Origin of the sequence: Kribbella speibonae (assembly GCF_004331375.1) — a bacterium.
Taxonomy (GTDB): domain Bacteria; phylum Actinomycetota; class Actinomycetes; order Propionibacteriales; family Kribbellaceae; genus Kribbella; species Kribbella sindirgiensis.
Genome location: NZ_SJKC01000009.1, coordinates 20,132 through 39,748 on the forward strand (window position 1 = coordinate 20,132; position 19,617 = coordinate 39,748).

Below are 19,617 nucleotides of genomic sequence, written 5' to 3' on the forward strand. Positions count from 1 at the left end.
ACTTACTCCAGCCAGGTGGTTTCGAAGGTTGCGTTGGCGTGGATGTGCACTGCTTCGTAGCCGCCCGGACCGGTGCGGAACTTGTGCGGGGTCTCGGCCGGGACGACCAGGATCTGGCCGGCCTTGCCGACGATCTCCTCGGTGCCCACGGTGAACGTCGCCGAACCACGCCGGATGATGAACGTCTCGGCGTACGGATGCAGATGCAACCGCGGGCCGACGCCCTCCTGCGTGGTCGACTCGAGAATCAGCGAGACACCGGCGCCACCCGGCAGCTCGGTGTAGTTCTCGGTCCACTCCTCGCCGTCGTCCCGCCCGTCCGCCCGGCTGATCACCGCAGCCCCGGATTCCGCGATCTCCGTCATACACCCTCCTCGATCGATCCAGTCACCGTAGCGTCGCACTGGACGCTTTCACATCCCTTTCGGCGTGGGGCGAATCCGCTCGTGCGCCAACCGGCCGGCCACCGGAGCGAGCGCGGCGACGACCACCGCCAGTACGGCGACACTGGCCAAAGCGGCCGGCAGGGACCAGGCCGAGGAGAGCGCGCCGACCGCCGCGGGACCGATCAGGAAACCGAGGTACGCGATCGTGGTCACCACCGCGATCGCCCCCGCGCGCCGCTCCGGGCCGGCCCAGGCGCCTGCCATCCCGATGATCGTCGGCGCGCACACCGACGTACCGAGACCGGCGAGGCCGATGCCGGCCAGCGCGGTCCACGGGTTGCCGGCGGTGGCCGCGACGAGCGACCCGACCGCGGCAATCGCAGCACCGATGACTAGGAGCCGTACCGGTTGGATGCGTTTCAGGAGGGCGTTGCCGGCGAATCGACCAGTGGCGGCCGCGGCGGCGAACACGGCCGGGGCGATCGACGCGAGGCCCGCTGCGGCGTGCAGGGAGGTGTCGAGATGGACGGCACTCCAGCTCTGCCAGGCGTTCTCGACCAGGTAGGCGAGTGCGCAGAGTGCACCTAGGACGAGCAGCACCGGTTCGAGCCTGGCTCTGGCAGGCTTTCCTGGAAGGCGGGTCCCGGTGTCCTTCGTTGACCCCGGTGCGAGAGCCACGACCGCGGTGATCACGATCAGTGCCGCGGCACCGCCCAGTACCGGCAGCGCGCCCACACCGGCCGCCCGGAGTCCCGCCGTACCGAGGCTCGCCACCACGACCGCGACCGAGAACATGCCGTGGGCAAGGTTCATCACCGGACGTCCAGTGACGGCCTCGGCCTGCGACCCGGCCGCGTTGACAGCCACGTCCGCCGCGCCAGAAGTTGCTCCGAGCAACAACAGCGCGGCGCTCAAAGAGACGGCCGAGTCGGCCAGCGCAGGCAGTACGCCGCAGAGCCCGAACAGCACCATCACCACCGGCAGCACGACACCGCCGTACCGGTCGATCAGGTAACCGGTGAACCGCATCGAGACCAGCGCACCTAGCCCGATCATCAGCAACGCCACACCGAGCTCACCGTCGCTCACACCCGCACCCGACCGGATCGCGGGAAGGATCGCTCCCCACGCACCCCAGAACAGCCCGAACGCCGCGAACCCGGCCACTGGTTTGAGCATCCGGACACCCTAGTTGGCACCCACCGCCGGGCTAGGCTCGGCGGCATGGAGCTGTGTTCTTCCAGGCGGCGGACGGGTTCTGGTGGCTGGACACGCTCGAGGGGACGCTGGAGCGGCTGTGGGCGACCCCGGACGAGTTGCGGGACGTGCTGAACACGGAGGACGGTCAGGACCAGTACCTGCTGGCCGGCCTGGCGTTCGGCGCCGCGAACCAGGGCGTCGTACCGGGTCCGGAGCAGGTGTATTCGTTCACCCACCCGCCGCAGCTCGGCGGCGAACTCACCCTCGACAACGTCGAGGTGCTCGACTTCGTGGTGTCGCTGAACATCCTCGGGCAGATCCACCGCCAGACCCGCGACCTGCCGCCCGGGACGCCGATCTCCGGGATCACGATCAGCTGAGCCGTCTATCGTGTGGCGCATGCCGCTGTATTCGTTCGAAGGTAAGCGCCCGACCGTCCACCCCGACGCGTGGATCGCGCCCACGGCCACGCTGGTCGGCGACGTGGTCGTCGAGGCCGGGGTGTCGATCTGGTACGGCGCGGTGATCCGGGCCGACCTGGGCACGATCACGATCCGCGCCGGCGCGAACATCCAGGACAACACGGTCATCCACGTCGGCCACAACGGCTGCGAGATCGGCCCGAACGCGACCGTCGGCCACCAGTGCCTGGTCCACGACTGCACGATCGGCGAGCAGGCGCTGGTCGGCAACGGCGCGATCGTGCTGGACGGCGCGGTCGTCGGCGAACGTGCCCTGGTCGCCGCGGGATCCACAGTCACGCCCGGCGCGGTCATCCCGCCGGAGTCGGTCGCGATGGGCAGCCCCGCGAAGAAGATCGTCCCGCTCGACGGCATGGCGAAACTCTTCGTGGACCACAACGCCGCCGTGTACCACGCCCTGGCCGAACGCCACGCCGCCACCGTCGAACTCGTCGCGGACTGAGCGCGTCAACAGTTCCGTGATCGACGAATTCGCCAAGGAGTACCTGCACGACAGCCTGCGCTGGGTGCGCGAGTCGCTGCTGTCCAAGGTCGAGGGCCTGTCCGAGTACGACGTACGCCGGCCCTTGACCCACACCGGCACGAACCTTCTCGGCCTGCTCAAACACCTCACGATCACCGAGGCCCGCTACCTCGGCGAGATCTTCGACCGCCCGTACGCCGACCCGCTCCCGGACTTCACCGACCCCGGCTACGCGAACCGCGACCACCTGTGGGTCACCGAACACGAGTCGCGCGCACACATCCTCACCAGCTACCGCCGCGCCTGCGAACACGCCGACGCGACCATCGACGCGCTTCCGATCGACGCCCGCGCCACCGTCCCGTGGTGGCCGCGCCCCGACGTGATGCTGTTCAACGTCATGGTCCACGTCCTCACCGAATCCAACCGCCACGCCGGCCACGCCGACATCCTCCGCGAACAACTCGACGGCACCACGAACAACACCCCCGGCACCGACTGGACCACCCACCGCGCCGCGATAGAACGCGCCGCCCGAGCCGCCGACAGCTGACCATCTCGACAGGACGTATCCGTCCACTGGAAGGCGGTTCACACCCAGCCAAGCGCGAACCAGCCCCAGATCGAGCAACACCTCCTGTCGAGCTGCCGGTTCAGCTGGTGACGCAAGAGGTCCAGCGACCCACGCGTGCTCCGCGAGCGCTTACTTCGTCGCTCCGCTCCTCAACGCGCCCACTCCGCGCGCTCCCACCCACCCCCCCGGCTAGCGCCGGAGCATCCGTTTCCGGCTAACGCCGGGAGTTGCGGGCTGCCGCCCGCGGGCGACAGCTCAACTGACTGCTTCGGTGCAGACGACTGCGATGCGGGGCGAAGGACCCGTGCTGCGGTGGGAACCCAGTCCGTCCGAGAGCGGTCGGCACAGCCGGTGCTTCGGGTGGAACTTGCGTGTCCGAGAGCGGTCGGCACAGCTCGTGCTGCGGTGGGAACCGGCGCGTCGGAGAGCGACAGGTCGAGTCGACACAGTCACCTCCGGCCACCACGGTTGTTGGGCACTCGCTCGCGGGCGGTAGCCCGCAACTCCCGGCGATAGCCGGAAACGGATGCTCCGGGCGTTAGCCCGGGGGTGGGCGGGAGCGCGCGGAGTGGGCGCGTTGAGGAGCGGAGCGACGAAGGTAGCGCCCGCGTAGCACGCGTGGGTCAGAACCGTCAGATTCGCCAGGTGTAGCGGCGTTCGGGGCGGCCGGTGGTGCCGTAGCGGAGGGTTACTTCGGCTTGGCCTTGGGTGGCGAAGAACTCTAGGTAGCGGCGGGCGCTGACGCGGGAGATGCCGACCTTCTCGGCGCACTCGGCGGCGGAGAGGTTGTCGGGGGCAGCACGGAGAGCGGCCGTGACGAGGTCGGCGGTTTCCTGGCTGAGGCCTTTGGGGAGCCGGTTGACCAACTGGCGGGCAGGAGCCAGCACCCGATCGACGTCCGCCTGGGAGGTGACCTGGTCGGGCACGCTGGCGCGGCGGCGGGCGTATTCACGGAGTCGCGCCCGAAGATCCTCGAAACCGAAAGGCTTCAGCAGGTAGTTCACGACCCCCTGCCGTACGGCGCCACGCACGGCGTCGGCCTCACGAGCGGCAGTAATGACGAGGATGTCGACGTCAGGCTGGACCGCGCGCAGGCGGGCGATCAGATCAAGACCGAAGACGTCGGGAAGATATAGGTCAAGAAGTATGAGGTCAGGGGAAAGCTCACCGAGCGCCGCCACGGCCTGGTCACCGGAGTTCGCCGTACCGACGACCTCGAAGCCGTCCACCCGGTCGACGAATCCGCGGTGGATGCGGGCGACCATGAAGTCGTCGTCGACGACCAGCACCGTGATCATCGGGCTCCCTCCGGCGTACGCTGCGTGGACATCCGCGCGACGAACGCGGCCCCGCCCTCGGTGAGGTTGGTGACCGCCACCTCGCCGCCCCGGCGCCGGCAGATCAGGCGGGTCATCGCGAGGCCGATCCCGCGTTCGCCCTCGGCCGCGGCCTTGGTGGTGAAGCCGTGCGCGAACACCTCTTGCGCCAGCTCGGGCGCGACCCCCGGTCCGGAGTCCCGCACCACGATCTCGACGCTGGTCGCGTCCTGCCGGAGTTCGACCTCGACCCACGCGGGCGACAGCGGCGTACCGGACTGGGCGGCCGCGTCGACGGCGTTGTCGACGAGGTTGCCGAGGACGGTCGCGATGTCGGCGGAAAGCGCTGGATCCAGGCGGAGCAGCGTCGTCTTCTCGGACACCCGGAGCTCGACGCGGCGTTCCGCGGCGACAGAGGACTTGGCCATCAGCAGCGCGGCGACCGTGGTGTCGTGGACCCGCCGGGTCACGGTCAGGTCGAGCGATTCGCGATAGCGATTGAGCGCACCGACGTACGTGACCACTTCGTCGTACTCTCCGATCTGGATCAGCCCCGAGATCGTGTGCAGCTGATTCGCGAACTCGTGCGTCTGCGCCCGCAGCAACTCGGCCGACGAACGGAACGACCCGAGTTCGCGCTCCAGCTGCGCCAGCTCGGTCCGGTCCCGCAGTGTTGTCACCGATCCGAGGGACCGCCCGTCCTTGAGCACCTCCATCCGGTTCATCACGAGCACGCGCCCACGCCGTACGACGACCGCGTCGCGCGCCTCGTCCTCGCCGGCCAGTACGTCCCGCAGCCGTCCTTCGACACCCAGTTCCCGCAAGGACTTGCCGACCGCGTCCGACGGGAGGTCGAGGAGCCGCCGGCCGACGTCGTTCACCAGCGTCACGCGCAGATGCGGGTCCAAGGCAACAACTCCCTCGGCGAGCCCGTACAGCATGGCCTCCCGGTGCTCCGCCAGTCCCGCGATCTCCCGCGGTTCGAGCCCGAGCGTCTGCCGTTTGATCCGGCGTGCCAGCAACCACGACCCGAGCAGCCCCAGCACACAGGCGATGCCGAGATAGATCGCCAGGTACGACGACGCGCCCCGCAACCGCTGCAGTACGGACGGAACGCGCTCACCGACCATCACGGTCCCGAGGTGATCGCCCAGTGTCCCGTCCAGCTTGCCCTGAGCGTCCCGGCCCTCGCTCAGCACCGGAACCTGGGCGACCAGCTCCGTGCCGCCGTCGCCCCGCAACTGACCGGACCAGCCCCTCCTGACGTCAGGATCACCCAGCGTGAGCTGAGTACCGATCAGCGTCACATTGGTTGCCGCGATCACCTTTCCGTCGATGTCCGCGACCGTGATCGAGGTGACGCCGGACTGCGCGAGGCTGGTCTGCAGTGTGGGCGCGAGCATCTCCGCGGGCGCCGGGTTGCGGATGTTGAACCGCAGCGCGGGGTTCGACGACAACTGCTCGGCCAGCAAGGTGACCCGGCGGCCTTCGACCCGGTTGAACGTGGCGGCCGACTGGGCGAGCGACACCGCGGCGACGGCGACCAGCACGATCACCACGATCGCCAGCTGCAGCACCAGCAGCTGCCCGGCCAGGGTTGGCCGTCCCCGCAATCGAATCGCCATCGTCACCTCCTCGCCCTTCCGCACCGCATGATCACCGCTCCGGCGGCCAAGTGCCACACTTCAACCAGGTTCCGCCCGTGACCACAATGAACTCAACCACCGCTGCGGTCACAACGCAGACGCCAGTACCGCTGGAGGTCCACGATCGTCGCCACCTGATCCCCTCCAGAAAGGACTCAGCTGATGAGGTCTAGGCCGATGCTCTGGGTCACCACGGCGCTGGTCGCGCTGGTGACCGCGACCGCCTGTGGCGCGACCGCGGAAAAATCCGACAGCTCGAACGCCGACAGCGGAAAGCCGGCCACCGGCCTGCGGCTGATGGTGCCGAACACCGCGGGCGGCGGGTACGACACCACCGCCCGGACCGCCGCGAAGGTGCTGGACGACGCGAAGATCGCGACCGGGGTCCAGGTGTTCAACCTGCCCGGCGCGGGCGGCACGGTCGGCCTGCAGCGGATCGTGAACGAGAAGGGCAACGGCAAGCTCGCGATGCAGATGGGGCTCGGCGTGGTCGGCGCGACGTACACGTCGAAGTCGAAGGCGACGCTCACCCAGACCACCCCGATCGCGAAGATGATCGAGGAGGCCGGCGCGATCGTCGTACCGAAGAACTCGCCGTACAAGACGATCCAGGATCTCGTCACAGCCTGGAAGGCGAACCCGAAGGGCCTGGCCGTCGGCGGCGGCTCGTCGCCCGGCGGACCGGACCACCTGCTGCCGATGCAGCTCGCGCAGGCCGTCGGGATCAACCCGAAGGACGTCAACTTCGTCTCGTACGACGGCGGCGGCGAACTGCTGCCCGCGCTGCTCGGCAGCAAGATCGCGTTCGGGGCCAGCGGATTCGGCGAGTTCCTGGACCAGGTGGAGAGTGGTCAGGTCCGCGTACTCGCGGTGACCAGTGAGAAGCCGATCGACGCGCTCAAGGACGTGCCGACGCTGAAGGACTCCGGGATCGACCTGGTGTTCACGAACTGGCGTGGCATCGTGGCGCCGCCGGAGATCAGCGACGGCGACAAGAAGGTCTGGATCGACGCGCTGACCAAGATGCACGACTCCCCGCAGTGGAAGGCGGAGCTGACCAAGCACGGCTGGACCGACGCGTTCGTGACCGGTGACGAGTTCGGCACCTTCCTCACCGAACAGGACAAGGCCGTCGCCGACATCCTGACGAAACTGGGTCTGGCGGCATGAACGAGGCCGCTGCCCGGCGGCCGGATCGTGCGCAGTACGGAGTGTGCGGGTTCCTGGCGGTGGTCGGCGCCCTGGTGATCGTCGACGCCGCCCGGATCCAGCACATTGCCAACAGCAACGATCCGATCGGCCCGAAGCCGGTCCCGATCGTGCTCGGCGTACTGCTGCTCGTGGTCGCCGTTCTGTACGCCGTCGACGTCGCCCGCGGCGGCACCGGTGAGGCCGAGGAAGGCGAGGACGTCGACGTCACGTCATCCGTCGACTGGCGCACCGTACTGCTGCTGATCGCCGCGTTCGTGGTGAACCTGGTGCTGATCGACCCGCTGGGGTGGGTGATCAGCGGGACCCTGCTGTTCTGGGGTTCGGCGTTCGCGCTCGGCAGCCGGCACCACATCCGGAACGTGTTCATCGCGGTCGCGCTGGCGCTGATCACGTTCTACGCGTTCGCGATCGGGCTCGGCGTCAACCTGCCGGCCGGCGTACTGCAAGGGATTCTGTGATGGACAACCTGACGAATCTGCTGAACGGGTTCGGCGACGTGCTGACGCCGATCAACCTGTTGCTGGCACTGCTAGGAGTCACGGTCGGTACGGCGGTCGGCGTACTGCCCGGGATCGGGCCCGCGATGACCGTCGCGCTGCTGCTCCCCATCACGTATGGGCTCGAGCCCGTCCAGGCGTTCATCATGTTCGCCGGCATCTTCTACGGCGGCATGTACGGCGGCTCGACCACGTCGATCCTGCTCAACACGCCCGGGGAGTCGTCATCGGTGGTGACGGCGATCGAGGGCAACAAGATGGCCCGCGCCGGACGGGCCGCGCAGGCGCTGGCGACGGCGGCGATCGGGTCGTTCGTGGCCGGGACGATCGGGACGCTCCTGCTGGTGCTGGTCGCGCCGCAGGTGGTGAAGTTCGCGATCAGCCTGGGCGCGCCGGACTACCTGGCGATCATGCTGCTCGCGTTCGCCGGCGCGACGTCGGTGCTCGGGTCGTCGCGGATCCGCGGGTTCGCGGCGCTGCTGCTCGGGCTGGTGATCGGGCTGGTCGGGATCGACAAGGTGACCGGCCAGCAGCGGCTGACACTCGGCATCCCACAACTTGCCGACGGCATCGATGTCGTTGTGGTTGCCGTGGGCATCTTCGCGGTCGGCGAGGCGCTCTGGGTCGCGGCACATCTGCGGCGCAACCCGGGCACGGTGATTCCGGTCGGACGGCCGTGGATGGGGAAGTCGGACTGGCGCCGCTCGTGGAAGCCGTGGCTGCGCGGTACGGCGTACGGTTTCCCGATCGGCGCGCTGCCGGCCGGCGGCGCGGAAATCCCGACTTTCCTGTCGTACGCGACTGAGAAGAAGCTGTCCAAGCACCCGGAGGAGTTCGGGCACGGCGCGATCGAGGGTGTCGCGGGACCCGAGGCTGCGAACAACGCGTCGGCCGCCGGCACGCTGGTTCCGATGCTCGCACTCGGTCTGCCCACGAACGCGACCGCTGCGGTGATGCTGGCGGCGTTCACGTCGTACGGCATCCAGCCCGGACCGCTGCTGTTCCAGCGCGAGCCGAAGCTGGTGTGGGCGCTGATCGCGAGCCTGTTCATCGGCAACCTGTTCCTGTTGCTGCTCAACCTGCCGCTCGCGCCGGCCTGGGCGAAGCTCCTGCAGATCCCGCGCCCGTACCTTTACGCCGGGATCATCTTCTTCGCCTCGATGGGCGCGTACGCCGTGAACGCCCAGCCGCTCGACCTACTACTGCTCCTGGTGCTCGGGCTGCTCGGGTTCGCGATGCGGCGCTTCGGGCTGCCCGTACTGCCGCTGATCATCGGGGTGATCCTCGGACCGATTGCCGAACGGCAGGCCCGGATGGCGCTGCAACTGTCCAACGGCGACGCGTCGGGGCTGATCGGCGGGCCGATCGCCTACGTGATCTATGCGGTCATCCTGCTGATGATCAGTGCGCCGCTGCTCGCCAAACTCCGCCGGAAAATTATGACGAAAGATGTCGTATATACGCCCTGAAACTAGGTGCATGAACGATGTGCAACGGGCCTGGCTGGGTGTGGTCTCCGGGGATCACGCCCAGCGGGCCGTCGAGGGCGGATTCATCCAGCTCAACCACGGCAAGCGGTACGGCGTCGCGCGGCTCCGCGAAGGCGACGGGTTCGCGATCTACTCCCCTACCGAGCGTTATCGGTCGAAGGAACCGCTGCGGGCGTTCACCGCACTCGGGGTGGTCGCCGACGCCGCGCCGTACCAGGCCGAACCGATGTCGATGGGTGAGCGCGGCATGATCCAGCCGTGGCGGCGGCGGATCGAGTTCCTGCCCGTCCACCGCGCGGCGCTCCGCGACCTCGACCTCAAACTGACCCGCGCGCCGAACTGGGGCTACCAACTCCGTCGCGGCCTGGTCCCGCTCGAACCGGACGATTTCGAGATTCTTCGGGAGGCCATGTCAATTTCCTGAGGTCGCGTCCGACGTAAGGGTATGACGACGACATTCAGGCGGTTGCTGATCAACACGTTGGTGGCGAACGTGACGACCACGTTCCTGAGCTTCGGCTTCGCCTTCTGGGTGTACCTGGTGACGCATTCGGTGCTCGCCGCGTCACTCGTCTCCGGTGTCTCGATGCTGATCGGCGCCGCCTCCGGGACGATCTTCGGAGCGGTCGTGGACTCGCACCGCAAGAAGACCGCGATGGCGCTGTCCACCTCGATCACCGGCGTCGCCTTCGCGCTCGCCGGCCTCCTGTACGCCGTCGTCGGCCGGCAGCTCACCGACTGGCACGGGCCGTGGTTCTGGGCGTTCACGCTGCTGGTCCTGGTCGGCAGCACGGCCGGTCAGCTCCGCAGCATCGCGCTCTCGACCGCGGTCACGTTGCTCGTCCCGGCCGATCGCCGCGACAAGGCGAACGGTCTCGTCGGCACGGTGACAGGCGTCTCGCATCTGATCACGAGCGTTCTCAGCGGCCTGTCGGTCGGCTTCGTCGGCATGGGCGGCACGGTCGCGATCGCGGTCGTGTTCACCGGCGCCGTTCTCGTCCACCTGCTGGTCGCGATCCACCTCGACGAGCCGCGGCCGGAGCACCACGACCGCACCCGCATCGACATCCGGAGCGCCTGGCAGACGATGCGCGCCGTACCCGGACTGCTTCCGCTGGTCCTGTTCAGCACGTTCAACAACCTGATCATGGGCGTGTTCATGGCGCTGATGGACCCGTACGGGCTGAACCTGTTCTCGGTCCAGTCCTGGGGCCTCGTCCTCGGCCTCACCAGCATCGGTTTCATCGCCGGCGGCGCGCTCGTCGCCCGCTTCGGCCTCGGCCGTTCGCCGCTGCGGCTGCTGATGCTGGCGAACGTCGCGATCGCGATCGTCGGCCTGGGGACGGCGGCGCGCGAGTGGCAGTCGCTGCTGGTGCTGGGCATGTTCGGCTTCATGCTGGTGATCCCGGTCGCCGAGGCGGCCGAGCAGACGATCCTGCAGCGGATGGTCCCGTTCGAGAAGCAGGGCCGGGTGTTCGGCTTCGCGCAGAGCATCGAGACCGCCTCCACCCCGATCGCCGCCTTCGCCATCGGCCCCGCCGCCCAGTTCCTGCTGATCCCCTACATGGACTCCACAGCCGGCCGCACCACCTTCGGCTGGCTCCTCGGCGAAGGCCAGGCCCGCGGCATCGCCCTAGCCTTCATCGCAGCCAGCCTCCTGATGCTGATCGTCGTCCTCCTAGCCTTCCTCAGCACCGCCTACCGCCGCCTAAACCTCAGCTACACAGCCGAACTGGTCCCCGCCTAATCCGTCAGCCTGTGGAGGTCGCGAGCAATGGCCTCGAGCTCTTCGGGCGACAGAATAAGCAGCGTCTCCACCCTCCAGTAGGTGTGGCGCCGGCTGTTGTGGAGTTTGACTGTGACCCTGAAGTGATCCGGGCCCCCGGACGGTCGAGGGCCGCGATCGACCTGGAACTGGAGCGCGCTGCTTCTTCCCCAGACCATGAACGAGTTGTTCCACTCGGGCCAGTGCGCGACGACCTGATCGAAGAACTGCACCAGACCGGCGTACTCGTGCATCAGGTCGATCCTGGCGGTGGCGGTCAGGTCGTGGATCCGGAGTTCGGCGTCCAGATAGCGGCGCTTCTCCCTCGGCAGGTGCTCCGGGAGGTTGTCCGGCCGCCGGCGTACGGCGGACAGCCGGAGGTACTCGGGTGGCTTTCCGATCGTGATGAACTGCATGAAGCCAGTGTCGCGCTATAGGTTCGGTTCATGGCGGCCGTAGGTGATGAGATCTCGGTGGGCGTTGCTCGGCGGATTGCCCTGGGTGCGCAGGGGTTTGGGGACGGACGACCCAAGCGCGGTGATGTGAGGGCCGTGCGTGGGGCGATCGGGCAGGCAGGGGTGCTGCAGCTGGATTCGGTGAATGTGTTGTGCCGGTCGCATTATCTGCCGGTGTTCTCGCGGGTGGGGAACTACTCGCGGGCCCGTCTGGACGAGCTGAGTTGGGGTGCGGGCCGGGAGTTGTTCGAGTATGTCTGGGGACACAAGGCCGCGCTGCTCCCGTTGACGACGTACCCGTTGATGCGGTGGCGGATGCGGGCGGCGGAGCGGCAGGTGTGGGATCAGGAGCTGAGTCCGGACCTGGCCGTGCCGTGGTCGGTCGTGGTCGGGATGCGCCGGCTGACGGCGGAGCGGCCCGGGTACGTCGACCAAATCCTGCGGATCGTGACGGAGCAGGGGCCGCTGACCGCGGGCGAGGCGAGTCCGGACGACGTACGGCGGAAGCGGTCCGACCCCGATCCGGATCCGACGACCGGCAAGATGTGGAACTGGCAGGACGCGAAGATCGCGATCGAGTACCTGTTCAGCACGGGCCAGGTGACGATCGCGGGCCGGCGGCACTTCGAGCGGGTCTACGACCTCACCGAGCGGGTACTGCCCGCCGATGTACTCAACGCACCGGAGCCGACCGCCGACGAGGCCCGCCGCGAGCTGATCCGGATCGCGGCCCGCGGGCTGGGAGTCGCAACGCAGAAGGAGCTCTGCGGCGGCAGCGGCCAGGCGCACTTTCCGTTGCCCGCAGCAACCGGTCGCGAGGTGATCGGCGAGCTGGTCGAGTCTGGTGAGCTGATCCCGGTGCGGGTCGAGGGTGTGAAGCAGCAGGCGTACCGCTGGCACGAGGCCAAGGACCGGCCGATCGACGCGCAGGCGCTGCTGTCGCCGTTCGACCCGCTGATCTGGAACCGCGACCGCACCCATCACCTGTTCGACTTCTTCTACCGGATCAGCATCTACACGCCGGCCCCGCAACGCATCCACGGCTACTACGTCCTGCCGTTCCTCCTGGGCGACCAGCTGGTGGCCCGCGTAGACCTCAAAGCCGACCGCCAAGCCTCAACCCTGGTCATCCCCACCCTCACCGCCGAACCGAACGCCCCAGATTTCGTCGACCAACTAGCCACCGAACTCCACCTCATGACCAACTGGCTCAACCTCAACCACATCCAGATAACCGCAAGCACATCCCTCGCCCGCACCTTGTCCCGCCGACTGTGAACAAGCCCCGGCCGACTTGAGTTTCGGAGTGGAGACTGCAGCACACCTGCAATCACCAGCAGGACTCCCCACCTCCAACACATCCGCCCCGCAACTCAACCCGCAGGTACCGGGGGTCTCGAGTCGTGGGTTTCGGCGGCCGCGCAGCCTCGATCCACGACTCGCGGTGTCGGGGCCCGACCACATGCCACGACTCGGGGCTGGGCGCGCGAGTTGTCGCGCCGGCGTGGGGTGCGTTGTCGTGGCGGGCAAGAAATTGTGCAGTCGGTCGAAGGCCGGTCGGCGTACCGAAGAACGGGTGGTGGTGTGCGGCGTGGTTCATTCGGTAGGCGTGCGACGGCTCGGCACGCGGCGGGGCCGCGCCACTACCCGTTCTTCGGTACGTGTCGGGCGGGCGCTCAGTTGACGGAGCGGATTCGGGTGACGAGTACGCCAGCCAGGAGGGTTACCGCGGAGGCCGAGAGGTAGAGGACCGGGTAGCCGCCCAGGTGTTTGACGATGGGGGCGGCGATGGCAGGGGCCAGGACCTGGGGAAGGGAGTTCGCGATGTTGATGACGCCGAGGTCCTTGCCGCGGCTGCGCGCGCTGGGGAGGACCTCCGTAAGGAGCGCGAAGTCGACGGACAGGTACACGCCGAAGCCTGCGCCGAGGATGACGGCCCCGAGGATCGCGCCCGGCCAGGTCGGCCACACGGCGAGTACGACGCCGGCGGCCGCCATCACCCACCCGGACGCGGTCACGAACACCTTGCGTCGCGCGGAACGGTCCGACCACCGGCCGAAGCTGATCGCAGTGACCAGTACGCACACGCTGTAGATCGCCGTCAGAATCAGTACGCCGCTATCCGGGTCGGCGACACCGACCTCGTCCTGCAGGTAGTAGAAGAGGTACAACGTCCCCAACGCGTTGCCTACGTTGAAGAGGAAACGGGTCAGCCACGCCCACCCGAAGTCCGGGTAGCGCCGCGGGCTGATCCAGAAACTCTTCAGAAACTCACCGAGCACGAAGGCCGGTCGCTCCGTCAACGTGGCGTCGCCGCTCCGCAACAGGTACGGCACCACCGACAGCATCAAGAAAACGGCGCAGGCGACGTACCCGAGGGTGAAGCTGTCGAACGCGGCGGCCAACGCCGTCCCGACCAAGGCGCCCAGGACCTGGGAGATCGCGACCCACCCGCCGACGACGCCGCGCTGCGCGACCGGCACCCGGTCCGGTACGACGGCTGTGGCCGCAGCCAGCAATGCGTTGCCGAAGAGCTGCATCAAGCACCAGCCGAGGAGCATCAACGCGATCACGTGCGCACCCGACAGGATGCCGAGCCCGATCGCGCCGCCGACGGCGCCCGCGACCACCCACGGAACACGTCGTCCGTAGCGGGACGTCGTCCGGTCCGACAGTGCGCCGAAGGCCGGATTCGCCACCACTGAAACCGCTGCACCGACCCCGGTCACCAGCCCGAAAACGTATTCCTTATTGCCGGGAGCAACAGCTTCGGACTGCTTCGCCAGCAGTACCTGGATCGGACCGAGCCAGGCCGCGAACACCCCGACGTTGGCGAGTACGACGGCCGCGGTCCAGCCGCCTCGCACCCGGACAGTCGGTTCCGCCAACGCGGACGGCACCACGCCCGGCTCGGGAATCATGGCCGACCCGGTACCGAACGGCTCTGGGCAATCAGGTCACGTAGCCAGTGGTACGACGCTTTCGGCGTCCGCTGCTGCGTCTCGAAGTCGACGTGCACGAGCCCGAACCGCTGCGAGTACCCGGCCGCCCACTCGAAGTTGTCCAGCAACGACCACTGGAAGTACCCGCGAACGTCGATCCCGTCGTCCATCGCGGCCTTCAACGACCGCAGATATCCGTCCAGGTAGTCGATCCGCCGCTGATCCGCGACCACCCCGTCGACGGGCCCGTCGTTGATCGCGCACCCGTTCTCGGTGATGTAGAGCGGCGGCAGCTTGTCGCCGTACCGCTCCCGGAAGATCCGCAGGGTCTCGCCGAACGCGTCCGGCACGACCGGCCAGCCGAAGTCCGTGGTCGGGTATCCGTCGAGCCGGCGCGGTTCAAACGGCAGGCCCGGCGGCAGCAGGACGCCGTCGGTGGCCGCGGTGTCGGCCTGTCCGGTGGCGACGCCGACCGAGACCGGCGCGTAGTGGTTGATGCCGAAGAAGTCGAGCGGCGTCGAGATGACCGCGAGGTCGTCGGCGACCGGGCCGGGCATCGCGTCGCCCAGGCCGGACGGGTACTCCCCGAGCAAGATCGGGTCGGCGAACATCCAGTTGATCAGGTTGTCGTACAGCGCGGCCGCTTCCTTGTCCTCCGCGCTGTCGCTCGCGGGCCAGGTCGGTGCGTGGTTGGAGGCGATGCCGATACTCGGGGCGCCGGCCGCCCGCAGCGCCTGTACGGCCCGGCCGTGGGCAAGCAGCTGGTGATGCGCGACTGGCAGCGCGTCGAACAGCAACTCCTTGCCGGGGGCGTGCGCGCCGAGCGAATAGCCCATCAGCGTCAGCACCATCGGCTCGTTGATGGTGATCCACATCGGCACCCGGTCCGCGAAGTGCGCGGCCAGAATTCCGGCGTATTCCGCGAACCGGTCGGTGATGTCGCGGGACAGCCAGCCGCCGGCGTCCTCGAGCGGTTGCGGGGTGTCCCAGTGGTACAGCGTCGGCGCCGGCTGGATCCCGGCGCCGAGCAGCGTGTCGATCAGCCGGTCGTAGAAGTCCAGGCCGGCCGCGTTGCCCGGCCCGGTTCCCGACGGCTGGATCCGCGGCCAGGAGAACGAGAACCGGTAGGTGTCCACCCCCAGCTCACGCATCAGCGCCACGTCCTCGGCGTACCGGTGATAGTGGTCGCAGGCGACCGCGCCGGTGTCACCGCCCAGGATCCGGCCGGGCTCGGCGCAGAACGTGTCCCAGGTGGAGGGGCCGCGGCCGTCCTCGGCCACGGCACCCTCGATCTGGTACGCCGACGTCGAGACCCCCCACCGGAAACCCTCCGGAAACTTGAGGTCAGCTGTCATTGGCATCGTCCTCGTCGGGAGTGCTGTCCTTGGGTCGCGGCGCCTCGATCTTGCGGACGACGACCGCCGTACCGTAGGCCGCCACCTCGCTCATGGTCTGCGCGATCTCGTTGCAGTCGAACCGCATCGCGAGCACCGCGTTGGCTCCCATCTGCTGCGCCATCTGGCACATCCGCATCACGGCGACGTGCCGCGACTCGGCCAGCATCTGGGTGTACTCCGGGATCTCGCCGCCGCCCAGCGACCGGAAGCTGGCGGTGAAGTTCGACCCGAAGTTCCGGCTCCGCACGGTCAGCCCGAAGACCTCGCCGAACACGTTTTCCGCGACGTACCCGGGCAGGTCGTTCATGGTCGAGACCAGCACCGGGTACGGCGATCCCTGCGGAGCGACGTGCGGCACGTTCGACGGCGCCGGCTGGTAATTGCCCTGCTGGCCGTAGCCCTGCTGCGGCGGCGGCCCCTGCTGATACCCCTGCTGCTGCGGCGGACCTTGGTACCCGGGCGGCGGGCCCTGCTGGTAACCGGGCTGCTGCGGCGGATACGGCTGGTTCGGGGGAAAGTTCTGGCTCATGCCCTAATCCTGACAGGCCATGGGGCATCACCATCTGAAGACTTGCAGCTCGTAGAGTGAATGCCCGTACGACGTCGCGCGCTGCGTCCCCGTCACCCGCACGTACCGGGCCGGTACGGCGCCGAACCGGACCACATCCTCCCCACCGTCACCGGCCGTCGTCGCGTACACCTGCTGCCAGGTCGACCCGTCCCGCGACACCTCCACGCGGTAGCTCTTCGCGTACGCCGCCTCCCACCGCAGCACCACCCGGCCGACCGTCTGCTCGTTGCCGAGGTCAACCTTCAGCCACTGCGGGTCGGACCAGTCGCTGGCCCAACGGGTGTCGAGCTTCCCGTCGACCGCGTTGGCCGGCGGCGAGTTGTACCAGCCCTTCTCATAGCTGCTCGCGGTCGCCGTCTTCCCGGCCGCCAGGTTGCTGACGTCGTCACCGCGCCTCGCCGGGAACTCGATCACCTGCTGGTACGTCGGCCGGTTCACCCACGCGATCCGGTCCTGCGTGATGCCGCCCATCGGGTTGTGCGCGATCTGATCGGCGCAGAACTGGTCGCCCGCCGCACAGTCCGCCGTCGCCGGGTACGTCGTCGACGCCGGCACCTTGGTCGCCGCCAGCAACGTCTCGGTGAGGGTGCTGCGGCACGCGGCCAGCGATCCGGCACCGCAGTACGTCACCGGCTGATCGGTCTTGACCGGGTCGCCGAGGACCTTCCGGAGGTCGCGCTGGACGAAGCCCCACCAGCCGCTCTGGAACGCGGATCCCTGGGCACTCGGCCGCTCGTCGATCTTCAGGTTGGCGGTCAGTGCTCCGTACAGATCTGGTCCGAGATCCTTGAACTGTGCAGGGACAAGCAGCGGCCACCAGGCGTCGAGGATGCGGATGGCGTCGGCGTTGTCGTAGGTGCGTGACGCGGCATTCGGACTCTTCCGGTGGGCGCCGGCCTGGTCCCAAGCGGTCAGCTTGGCGACGGCGTCCGCAACAGCCGGATCCGTGATCGGCGCCGACTTGAGGACTCTCAGGAGATAGGGCAGGACCTGGTCGCCGCGGAGGTCGACCGTCGCCGCGTCCTCCATCGCCTCGACCAGCTTGCCGCGGGTGAACTTCTGGCCGTCGTCGATGACCGCCTTGATCCGGTCGTCGAGCGGCTGGCTCCGGTAGACCGCGTTGTATCCCCACTGCCCGTCCGACGCGGAGAACCCGGGCGCCTGCTTGTTGTTCCAGCTGGTCAGGTAGTCCTGGTTCACCACCTGCGGATGCTGGGCCGGCGGCGTATACGTCGCGCGGTTCGTGGCCGGGTTCCAGCCCTGCCACTCGTACGTGCTCCAGGACGGCAGGTTCGGGTCGGCGCTGGCCGCGCGGACCGGGTTGTCGCCGGAGTTGAAGTACGCGATCGAGGTCTTGTCGGTGTAGAACCAGTTGAACGTGTACCCAATGTTCGCCGCGGCCTTCTGGAAGTCGGCGGCGGAGTGGATCTTGTCCGGGTCGTTGAACTGCATGAAGCCGAGCGCCGACCCCGCCTCGTTGCCGTACGTCGACCGGTTCTTGGTGAACAGCACCGGTTTTCCGCCGACCGTTCCGCGGTGCGTGACGATTCCGTACTTGGTGCGCAGGGCAACCAACGTGTACGACCCGGCGGGCTCCGACGAGCCGAGGCTGGCGTACCACGCGTTGTGCCGCTCGAGCCGCTCGATCGGTACGCACTGGCCACGGAAAACGTAGTACTGCGAGTTCTTGGTCGGCGTCCCGCCACCGGGCTCACACAGCGGAACGGCGAACGTGTCGGTGATGTCCTGCCCCGCGGACGTGGCGCTCCACGAGTAGTCGGGGCCGCGGCCGATCAGCGTGTAGAAGTTCAGCCCGGCGAACGCGATTCCGCGCGAGCTGACCCCGGGACCCTGCAGTTCCTGACGGAGCAGCAGCTGCGGGGCGAAGTACCCGGTCTGCGGGCCGTAGACGGCGATCGGGTTGCCGGACTGCGTGTGCGCGCCGGAAACGAGCAGGGCGTTCGACATGCCCTTCTTTCCGAAACCTTCCGGAAAGAGTCCGCCGTCGAAGATTCCGCGCAGACTTTCCGCGTTCTTCGGGGCCGGCTTCGCGGTCGCCGTCTTGTTCACCGTCTGATCGATCACCTCGGGCTCCGGAGTGACCGAGCCGCGGTCCGGCAGCGCACGACCGGCCGGGTTCGGGCCGGTGGTTCCGTACGGGAACGTCGTACCGTTGTGCACCGTCGTACTGGCTTCCGGGTCGTTCTGGGAACGGAACGACTCCCACACCTTGGTGCCCTGGGCAACGCCGTACTTCGCCTGCGCCTCGAGGAGTGCCAGCGCGGACGTGACCTCGGCGCCGCCGCCGGTGCCGAAGATGCCAGCGACCACGGCCGCGGTCGCGACCACGTCAGTCACCTTCCAGTGCGGCGTCGGCCAGTCGAGACCGAGGGCGACGTACTCACCGGGGTACGCGATACCGATCGTGTCGATGTAGTGGTTGACGCCGTCGACCCAGGCCTGGATGTCCTGCTGCATCTTCACGCCGTCGGCGCCGTACAACTCGTCCGCGTCGTCGAACTGCCGCTGCAGATCCGCCTCGGTGTACGGCGCGGTCCGCCAGAACTCCTGCTCGAACGCACGGTTCGCCGCCGCACCGCCCGCGAACGGTGTCAGTTGGCCGCGCCCGAGATGCCGGAACACGTCCATCACGAACAGCCGGTCCTGCGCTCCGGCGTACCCGGCGCCGAACATCGTGCCCAGCCGGGTGGTGCCGGTGATGTGCGGGATCCCGCGCGACTTGTCGCGGACGATCGTGACATCGCTGCGCGGCTGCACAGTGCTTGCCACGTCACCCGGTTTCACCCCGAACGACGAGTCGTCGAAGTACGGCGCGAGACCGGCGTCGGTGATGCCCTGCGAGTTCCAGACCAGGTCCTGGTACGGCTTCACCGTGTCACTGAAGTGCGCGGGACGGAGCCCCAAAGCCTTGAAAGCAAGGAGATCCGTGAACGTCGCGTTACCGTTCTGGCCCGGCGGCAGGATGTCGCGACATTGCTCGAGGCAATAGTCTCCGGGGCTCGCGGCAACAGCTTGGGATGTCGCTCGCGGCGCCGCTTGGGTCGGCGCGGGCAGGGCCGCGAGCACGCCGGTGACGGCGGCCGCGGCGAGGATCGTACGAAGGCGGGTTCGGAGTGCGGGGCGGGGCACGGTTCCCTCCTCAGGTCGGTAAAAGTGAGAATGACTCACGAGTAGCTTCGGGTCAATAACTCGCACCGACA

At 68.2% G+C, this 19,617-nt stretch carries 18 protein-coding genes; 9 read left to right on the plus strand and 9 right to left on the minus strand.

The genetic code is table 11. The features are described 5' to 3' along the window. Nucleotides 1–2: 2 nt before the first annotated feature. A complete protein-coding gene (locus E0H92_RS40990; RefSeq protein WP_131460523.1) occupies nucleotides 3–365 on the minus strand; it encodes a cupin domain-containing protein in 363 nt (120 codons plus the stop codon). A 48-nt stretch (nucleotides 366–413) separates the two neighbouring features. Further along, nucleotides 414–1,565, minus strand: coding sequence for an MFS transporter (locus tag E0H92_RS40995; RefSeq protein WP_131500115.1), 1,152 nt, complete (start codon nucleotides 1,563–1,565; stop codon nucleotides 414–416). A gap of 53 nt (nucleotides 1,566–1,618) precedes the next feature. Between E0H92_RS40995 and E0H92_RS41000 the strand changes: the two genes are divergently transcribed. The 3 genes from E0H92_RS41000 to E0H92_RS41010 are packed head-to-tail and all read left to right on the plus strand — an operon-like array spanning nucleotide 1,619 to nucleotide 3,084. Further along, complete coding sequence (locus E0H92_RS41000) at nucleotides 1,619–1,966, plus strand: T6SS immunity protein Tdi1 domain-containing protein (protein WP_131500116.1); 348 nt, start codon at nucleotides 1,619–1,621, stop codon at nucleotides 1,964–1,966. A 19-nt stretch (nucleotides 1,967–1,985) separates the two neighbouring features. Beyond that, nucleotides 1,986–2,510 carry a gamma carbonic anhydrase family protein gene (locus E0H92_RS41005; RefSeq protein ID WP_131460526.1) on the plus strand — a complete coding sequence of 175 codons (525 nt, stop codon included), beginning with the start codon at nucleotides 1,986–1,988 and terminating at the stop codon, nucleotides 2,508–2,510. 16 nt (nucleotides 2,511–2,526) lie between these two features. Beyond that, nucleotides 2,527–3,084, plus strand: a complete 558-nt coding sequence (locus tag E0H92_RS41010) for a DinB family protein (protein ID WP_131500117.1) — start codon at nucleotides 2,527–2,529, stop codon at nucleotides 3,082–3,084. A gap of 653 nt (nucleotides 3,085–3,737) precedes the next feature. Here the strand turns inward: E0H92_RS41010 and E0H92_RS41015 are convergent. Both E0H92_RS41015 and E0H92_RS41020 read right to left on the minus strand, forming a co-directional pair. Beyond that, nucleotides 3,738–4,403, minus strand: a complete 666-nt coding sequence (locus E0H92_RS41015) for a response regulator (protein WP_131460528.1) — start codon at nucleotides 4,401–4,403, stop codon at nucleotides 3,738–3,740. Then, on the minus strand, nucleotides 4,400–6,046 hold the full coding sequence (locus tag E0H92_RS41020) for a sensor histidine kinase (RefSeq protein ID WP_131460529.1): 1,647 nt from the start codon (nucleotides 6,044–6,046) through the stop codon (nucleotides 4,400–4,402). Before E0H92_RS41020 ends, E0H92_RS41015 begins: the two co-directional genes overlap by 4 nt. Before the next feature lie 183 nt (nucleotides 6,047–6,229). Here E0H92_RS41020 and E0H92_RS41025 point away from each other — a divergent pair, with 183 nt between their 5' ends. The 5 genes from E0H92_RS41025 to E0H92_RS41045 are packed head-to-tail and all read left to right on the plus strand — an operon-like array spanning nucleotide 6,230 to nucleotide 11,013. Next, a complete protein-coding gene (locus E0H92_RS41025) occupies nucleotides 6,230–7,237 on the plus strand; it encodes a Bug family tripartite tricarboxylate transporter substrate binding protein (protein ID WP_131500118.1) in 1,008 nt (335 codons plus the stop codon). Further along, nucleotides 7,234–7,737 carry a tripartite tricarboxylate transporter TctB family protein gene (locus E0H92_RS41030; RefSeq protein ID WP_131500119.1) on the plus strand — a complete coding sequence of 168 codons (504 nt, stop codon included), beginning with the start codon at nucleotides 7,234–7,236 and terminating at the stop codon, nucleotides 7,735–7,737. Before E0H92_RS41025 ends, E0H92_RS41030 begins: the two co-directional genes overlap by 4 nt. Next, nucleotides 7,737–9,245: a tripartite tricarboxylate transporter permease gene (locus tag E0H92_RS41035; RefSeq protein WP_131460532.1), complete on the plus strand. Its 1,509-nt coding sequence runs from the start codon at nucleotides 7,737–7,739 to the stop codon at nucleotides 9,243–9,245. Before E0H92_RS41030 ends, E0H92_RS41035 begins: the two co-directional genes overlap by 1 nt. 10 nt (nucleotides 9,246–9,255) lie before the next feature. Continuing rightward, nucleotides 9,256–9,690, plus strand: a complete 435-nt coding sequence (locus tag E0H92_RS41040) for an EVE domain-containing protein (protein WP_131460533.1) — start codon at nucleotides 9,256–9,258, stop codon at nucleotides 9,688–9,690. 21 nt (nucleotides 9,691–9,711) lie between these two features. Continuing rightward, nucleotides 9,712–11,013, plus strand: coding sequence for an MFS transporter (locus E0H92_RS41045; protein ID WP_131460534.1), 1,302 nt, complete (start codon nucleotides 9,712–9,714; stop codon nucleotides 11,011–11,013). Here the strand turns inward: E0H92_RS41045 and E0H92_RS41050 are convergent. After that, nucleotides 11,010–11,447 carry a DUF6228 family protein gene (locus tag E0H92_RS41050; RefSeq protein WP_131500120.1) on the minus strand — a complete coding sequence of 146 codons (438 nt, stop codon included), beginning with the start codon at nucleotides 11,445–11,447 and terminating at the stop codon, nucleotides 11,010–11,012. The two genes, E0H92_RS41045 and E0H92_RS41050, sit on opposite strands and share 4 nt — an antisense overlap. A gap of 135 nt (nucleotides 11,448–11,582) precedes the next feature. On the opposite strand from E0H92_RS41050, the gene E0H92_RS41055 reads away from it, so the two are divergent. Next, nucleotides 11,583–12,764 (plus strand): winged helix-turn-helix domain-containing protein, encoded by a 1,182-nt coding sequence (locus E0H92_RS41055; RefSeq protein ID WP_238173818.1) that lies wholly within the window; start codon nucleotides 11,583–11,585, stop codon nucleotides 12,762–12,764. Nucleotides 12,765–13,162: 398 nt separating this feature from the next. Here the strand turns inward: E0H92_RS41055 and E0H92_RS41060 are convergent, their stop codons facing one another. The 4 genes from E0H92_RS41060 to E0H92_RS41075 are packed head-to-tail and all read right to left on the minus strand — an operon-like array spanning nucleotide 13,163 to nucleotide 19,546. Further along, nucleotides 13,163–14,407, minus strand: coding sequence for an MFS transporter (locus E0H92_RS41060; RefSeq protein ID WP_131500122.1), 1,245 nt, complete (start codon nucleotides 14,405–14,407; stop codon nucleotides 13,163–13,165). Next, entirely contained in the window at nucleotides 14,404–15,783 is a 1,380-nt protein-coding gene (locus tag E0H92_RS41065) for a GH1 family beta-glucosidase (RefSeq protein ID WP_131500123.1), read from the minus strand. The genes E0H92_RS41060 and E0H92_RS41065 overlap by 4 nt, the downstream gene beginning before the upstream one ends. Then, entirely contained in the window at nucleotides 15,773–16,354 is a 582-nt protein-coding gene (locus E0H92_RS41070; protein ID WP_131500124.1) for a YbjQ family protein, read from the minus strand. Before E0H92_RS41070 ends, E0H92_RS41065 begins: the two co-directional genes overlap by 11 nt. Before the next feature lie 27 nt (nucleotides 16,355–16,381). Beyond that, a complete protein-coding gene (locus E0H92_RS41075) occupies nucleotides 16,382–19,546 on the minus strand; it encodes a penicillin acylase family protein (RefSeq protein ID WP_131500125.1) in 3,165 nt (1,054 codons plus the stop codon). Nucleotides 19,547–19,617 lie beyond the last annotated feature (71 nt).

What these genes read in the sequence shown, in the direction of transcription:
- E0H92_RS40990 (WP_131460523.1), bottom strand. Translation starts at nt 365, where the DNA reads ATGACGGAGATCGCGGAATCCGGGGCTGCGGTGATCAGCCGGGCGGAC.
- E0H92_RS40995 (WP_131500115.1), bottom strand. Translation starts at nt 1,565, where the DNA reads ATGCTCAAACCAGTGGCCGGGTTCGCGGCGTTCGGGCTGTTCTGGGGT.
- E0H92_RS41005 (WP_131460526.1), top strand. Translation starts at nt 1,986, where the DNA reads ATGCCGCTGTATTCGTTCGAAGGTAAGCGCCCGACCGTCCACCCCGAC.
- E0H92_RS41015 (WP_131460528.1), bottom strand. Translation starts at nt 4,403, where the DNA reads ATGATCACGGTGCTGGTCGTCGACGACGACTTCATGGTCGCCCGCATC.
- E0H92_RS41020 (WP_131460529.1), bottom strand. Translation starts at nt 6,046, where the DNA reads ATGGCGATTCGATTGCGGGGACGGCCAACCCTGGCCGGGCAGCTGCTG.
- E0H92_RS41025 (WP_131500118.1), top strand. Translation starts at nt 6,230, where the DNA reads ATGAGGTCTAGGCCGATGCTCTGGGTCACCACGGCGCTGGTCGCGCTG.
- E0H92_RS41030 (WP_131500119.1), top strand. Translation starts at nt 7,234, where the DNA reads ATGAACGAGGCCGCTGCCCGGCGGCCGGATCGTGCGCAGTACGGAGTG.
- E0H92_RS41035 (WP_131460532.1), top strand. Translation starts at nt 7,737, where the DNA reads ATGGACAACCTGACGAATCTGCTGAACGGGTTCGGCGACGTGCTGACG.
- E0H92_RS41040 (WP_131460533.1), top strand. Translation starts at nt 9,256, where the DNA reads ATGAACGATGTGCAACGGGCCTGGCTGGGTGTGGTCTCCGGGGATCAC.
- E0H92_RS41045 (WP_131460534.1), top strand. Translation starts at nt 9,712, where the DNA reads ATGACGACGACATTCAGGCGGTTGCTGATCAACACGTTGGTGGCGAAC.
- E0H92_RS41050 (WP_131500120.1), bottom strand. Translation starts at nt 11,447, where the DNA reads ATGCAGTTCATCACGATCGGAAAGCCACCCGAGTACCTCCGGCTGTCC.
- E0H92_RS41060 (WP_131500122.1), bottom strand. Translation starts at nt 14,407, where the DNA reads ATGATTCCCGAGCCGGGCGTGGTGCCGTCCGCGTTGGCGGAACCGACT.
- E0H92_RS41065 (WP_131500123.1), bottom strand. Translation starts at nt 15,783, where the DNA reads ATGACAGCTGACCTCAAGTTTCCGGAGGGTTTCCGGTGGGGGGTCTCG.
- E0H92_RS41070 (WP_131500124.1), bottom strand. Translation starts at nt 16,354, where the DNA reads ATGAGCCAGAACTTTCCCCCGAACCAGCCGTATCCGCCGCAGCAGCCC.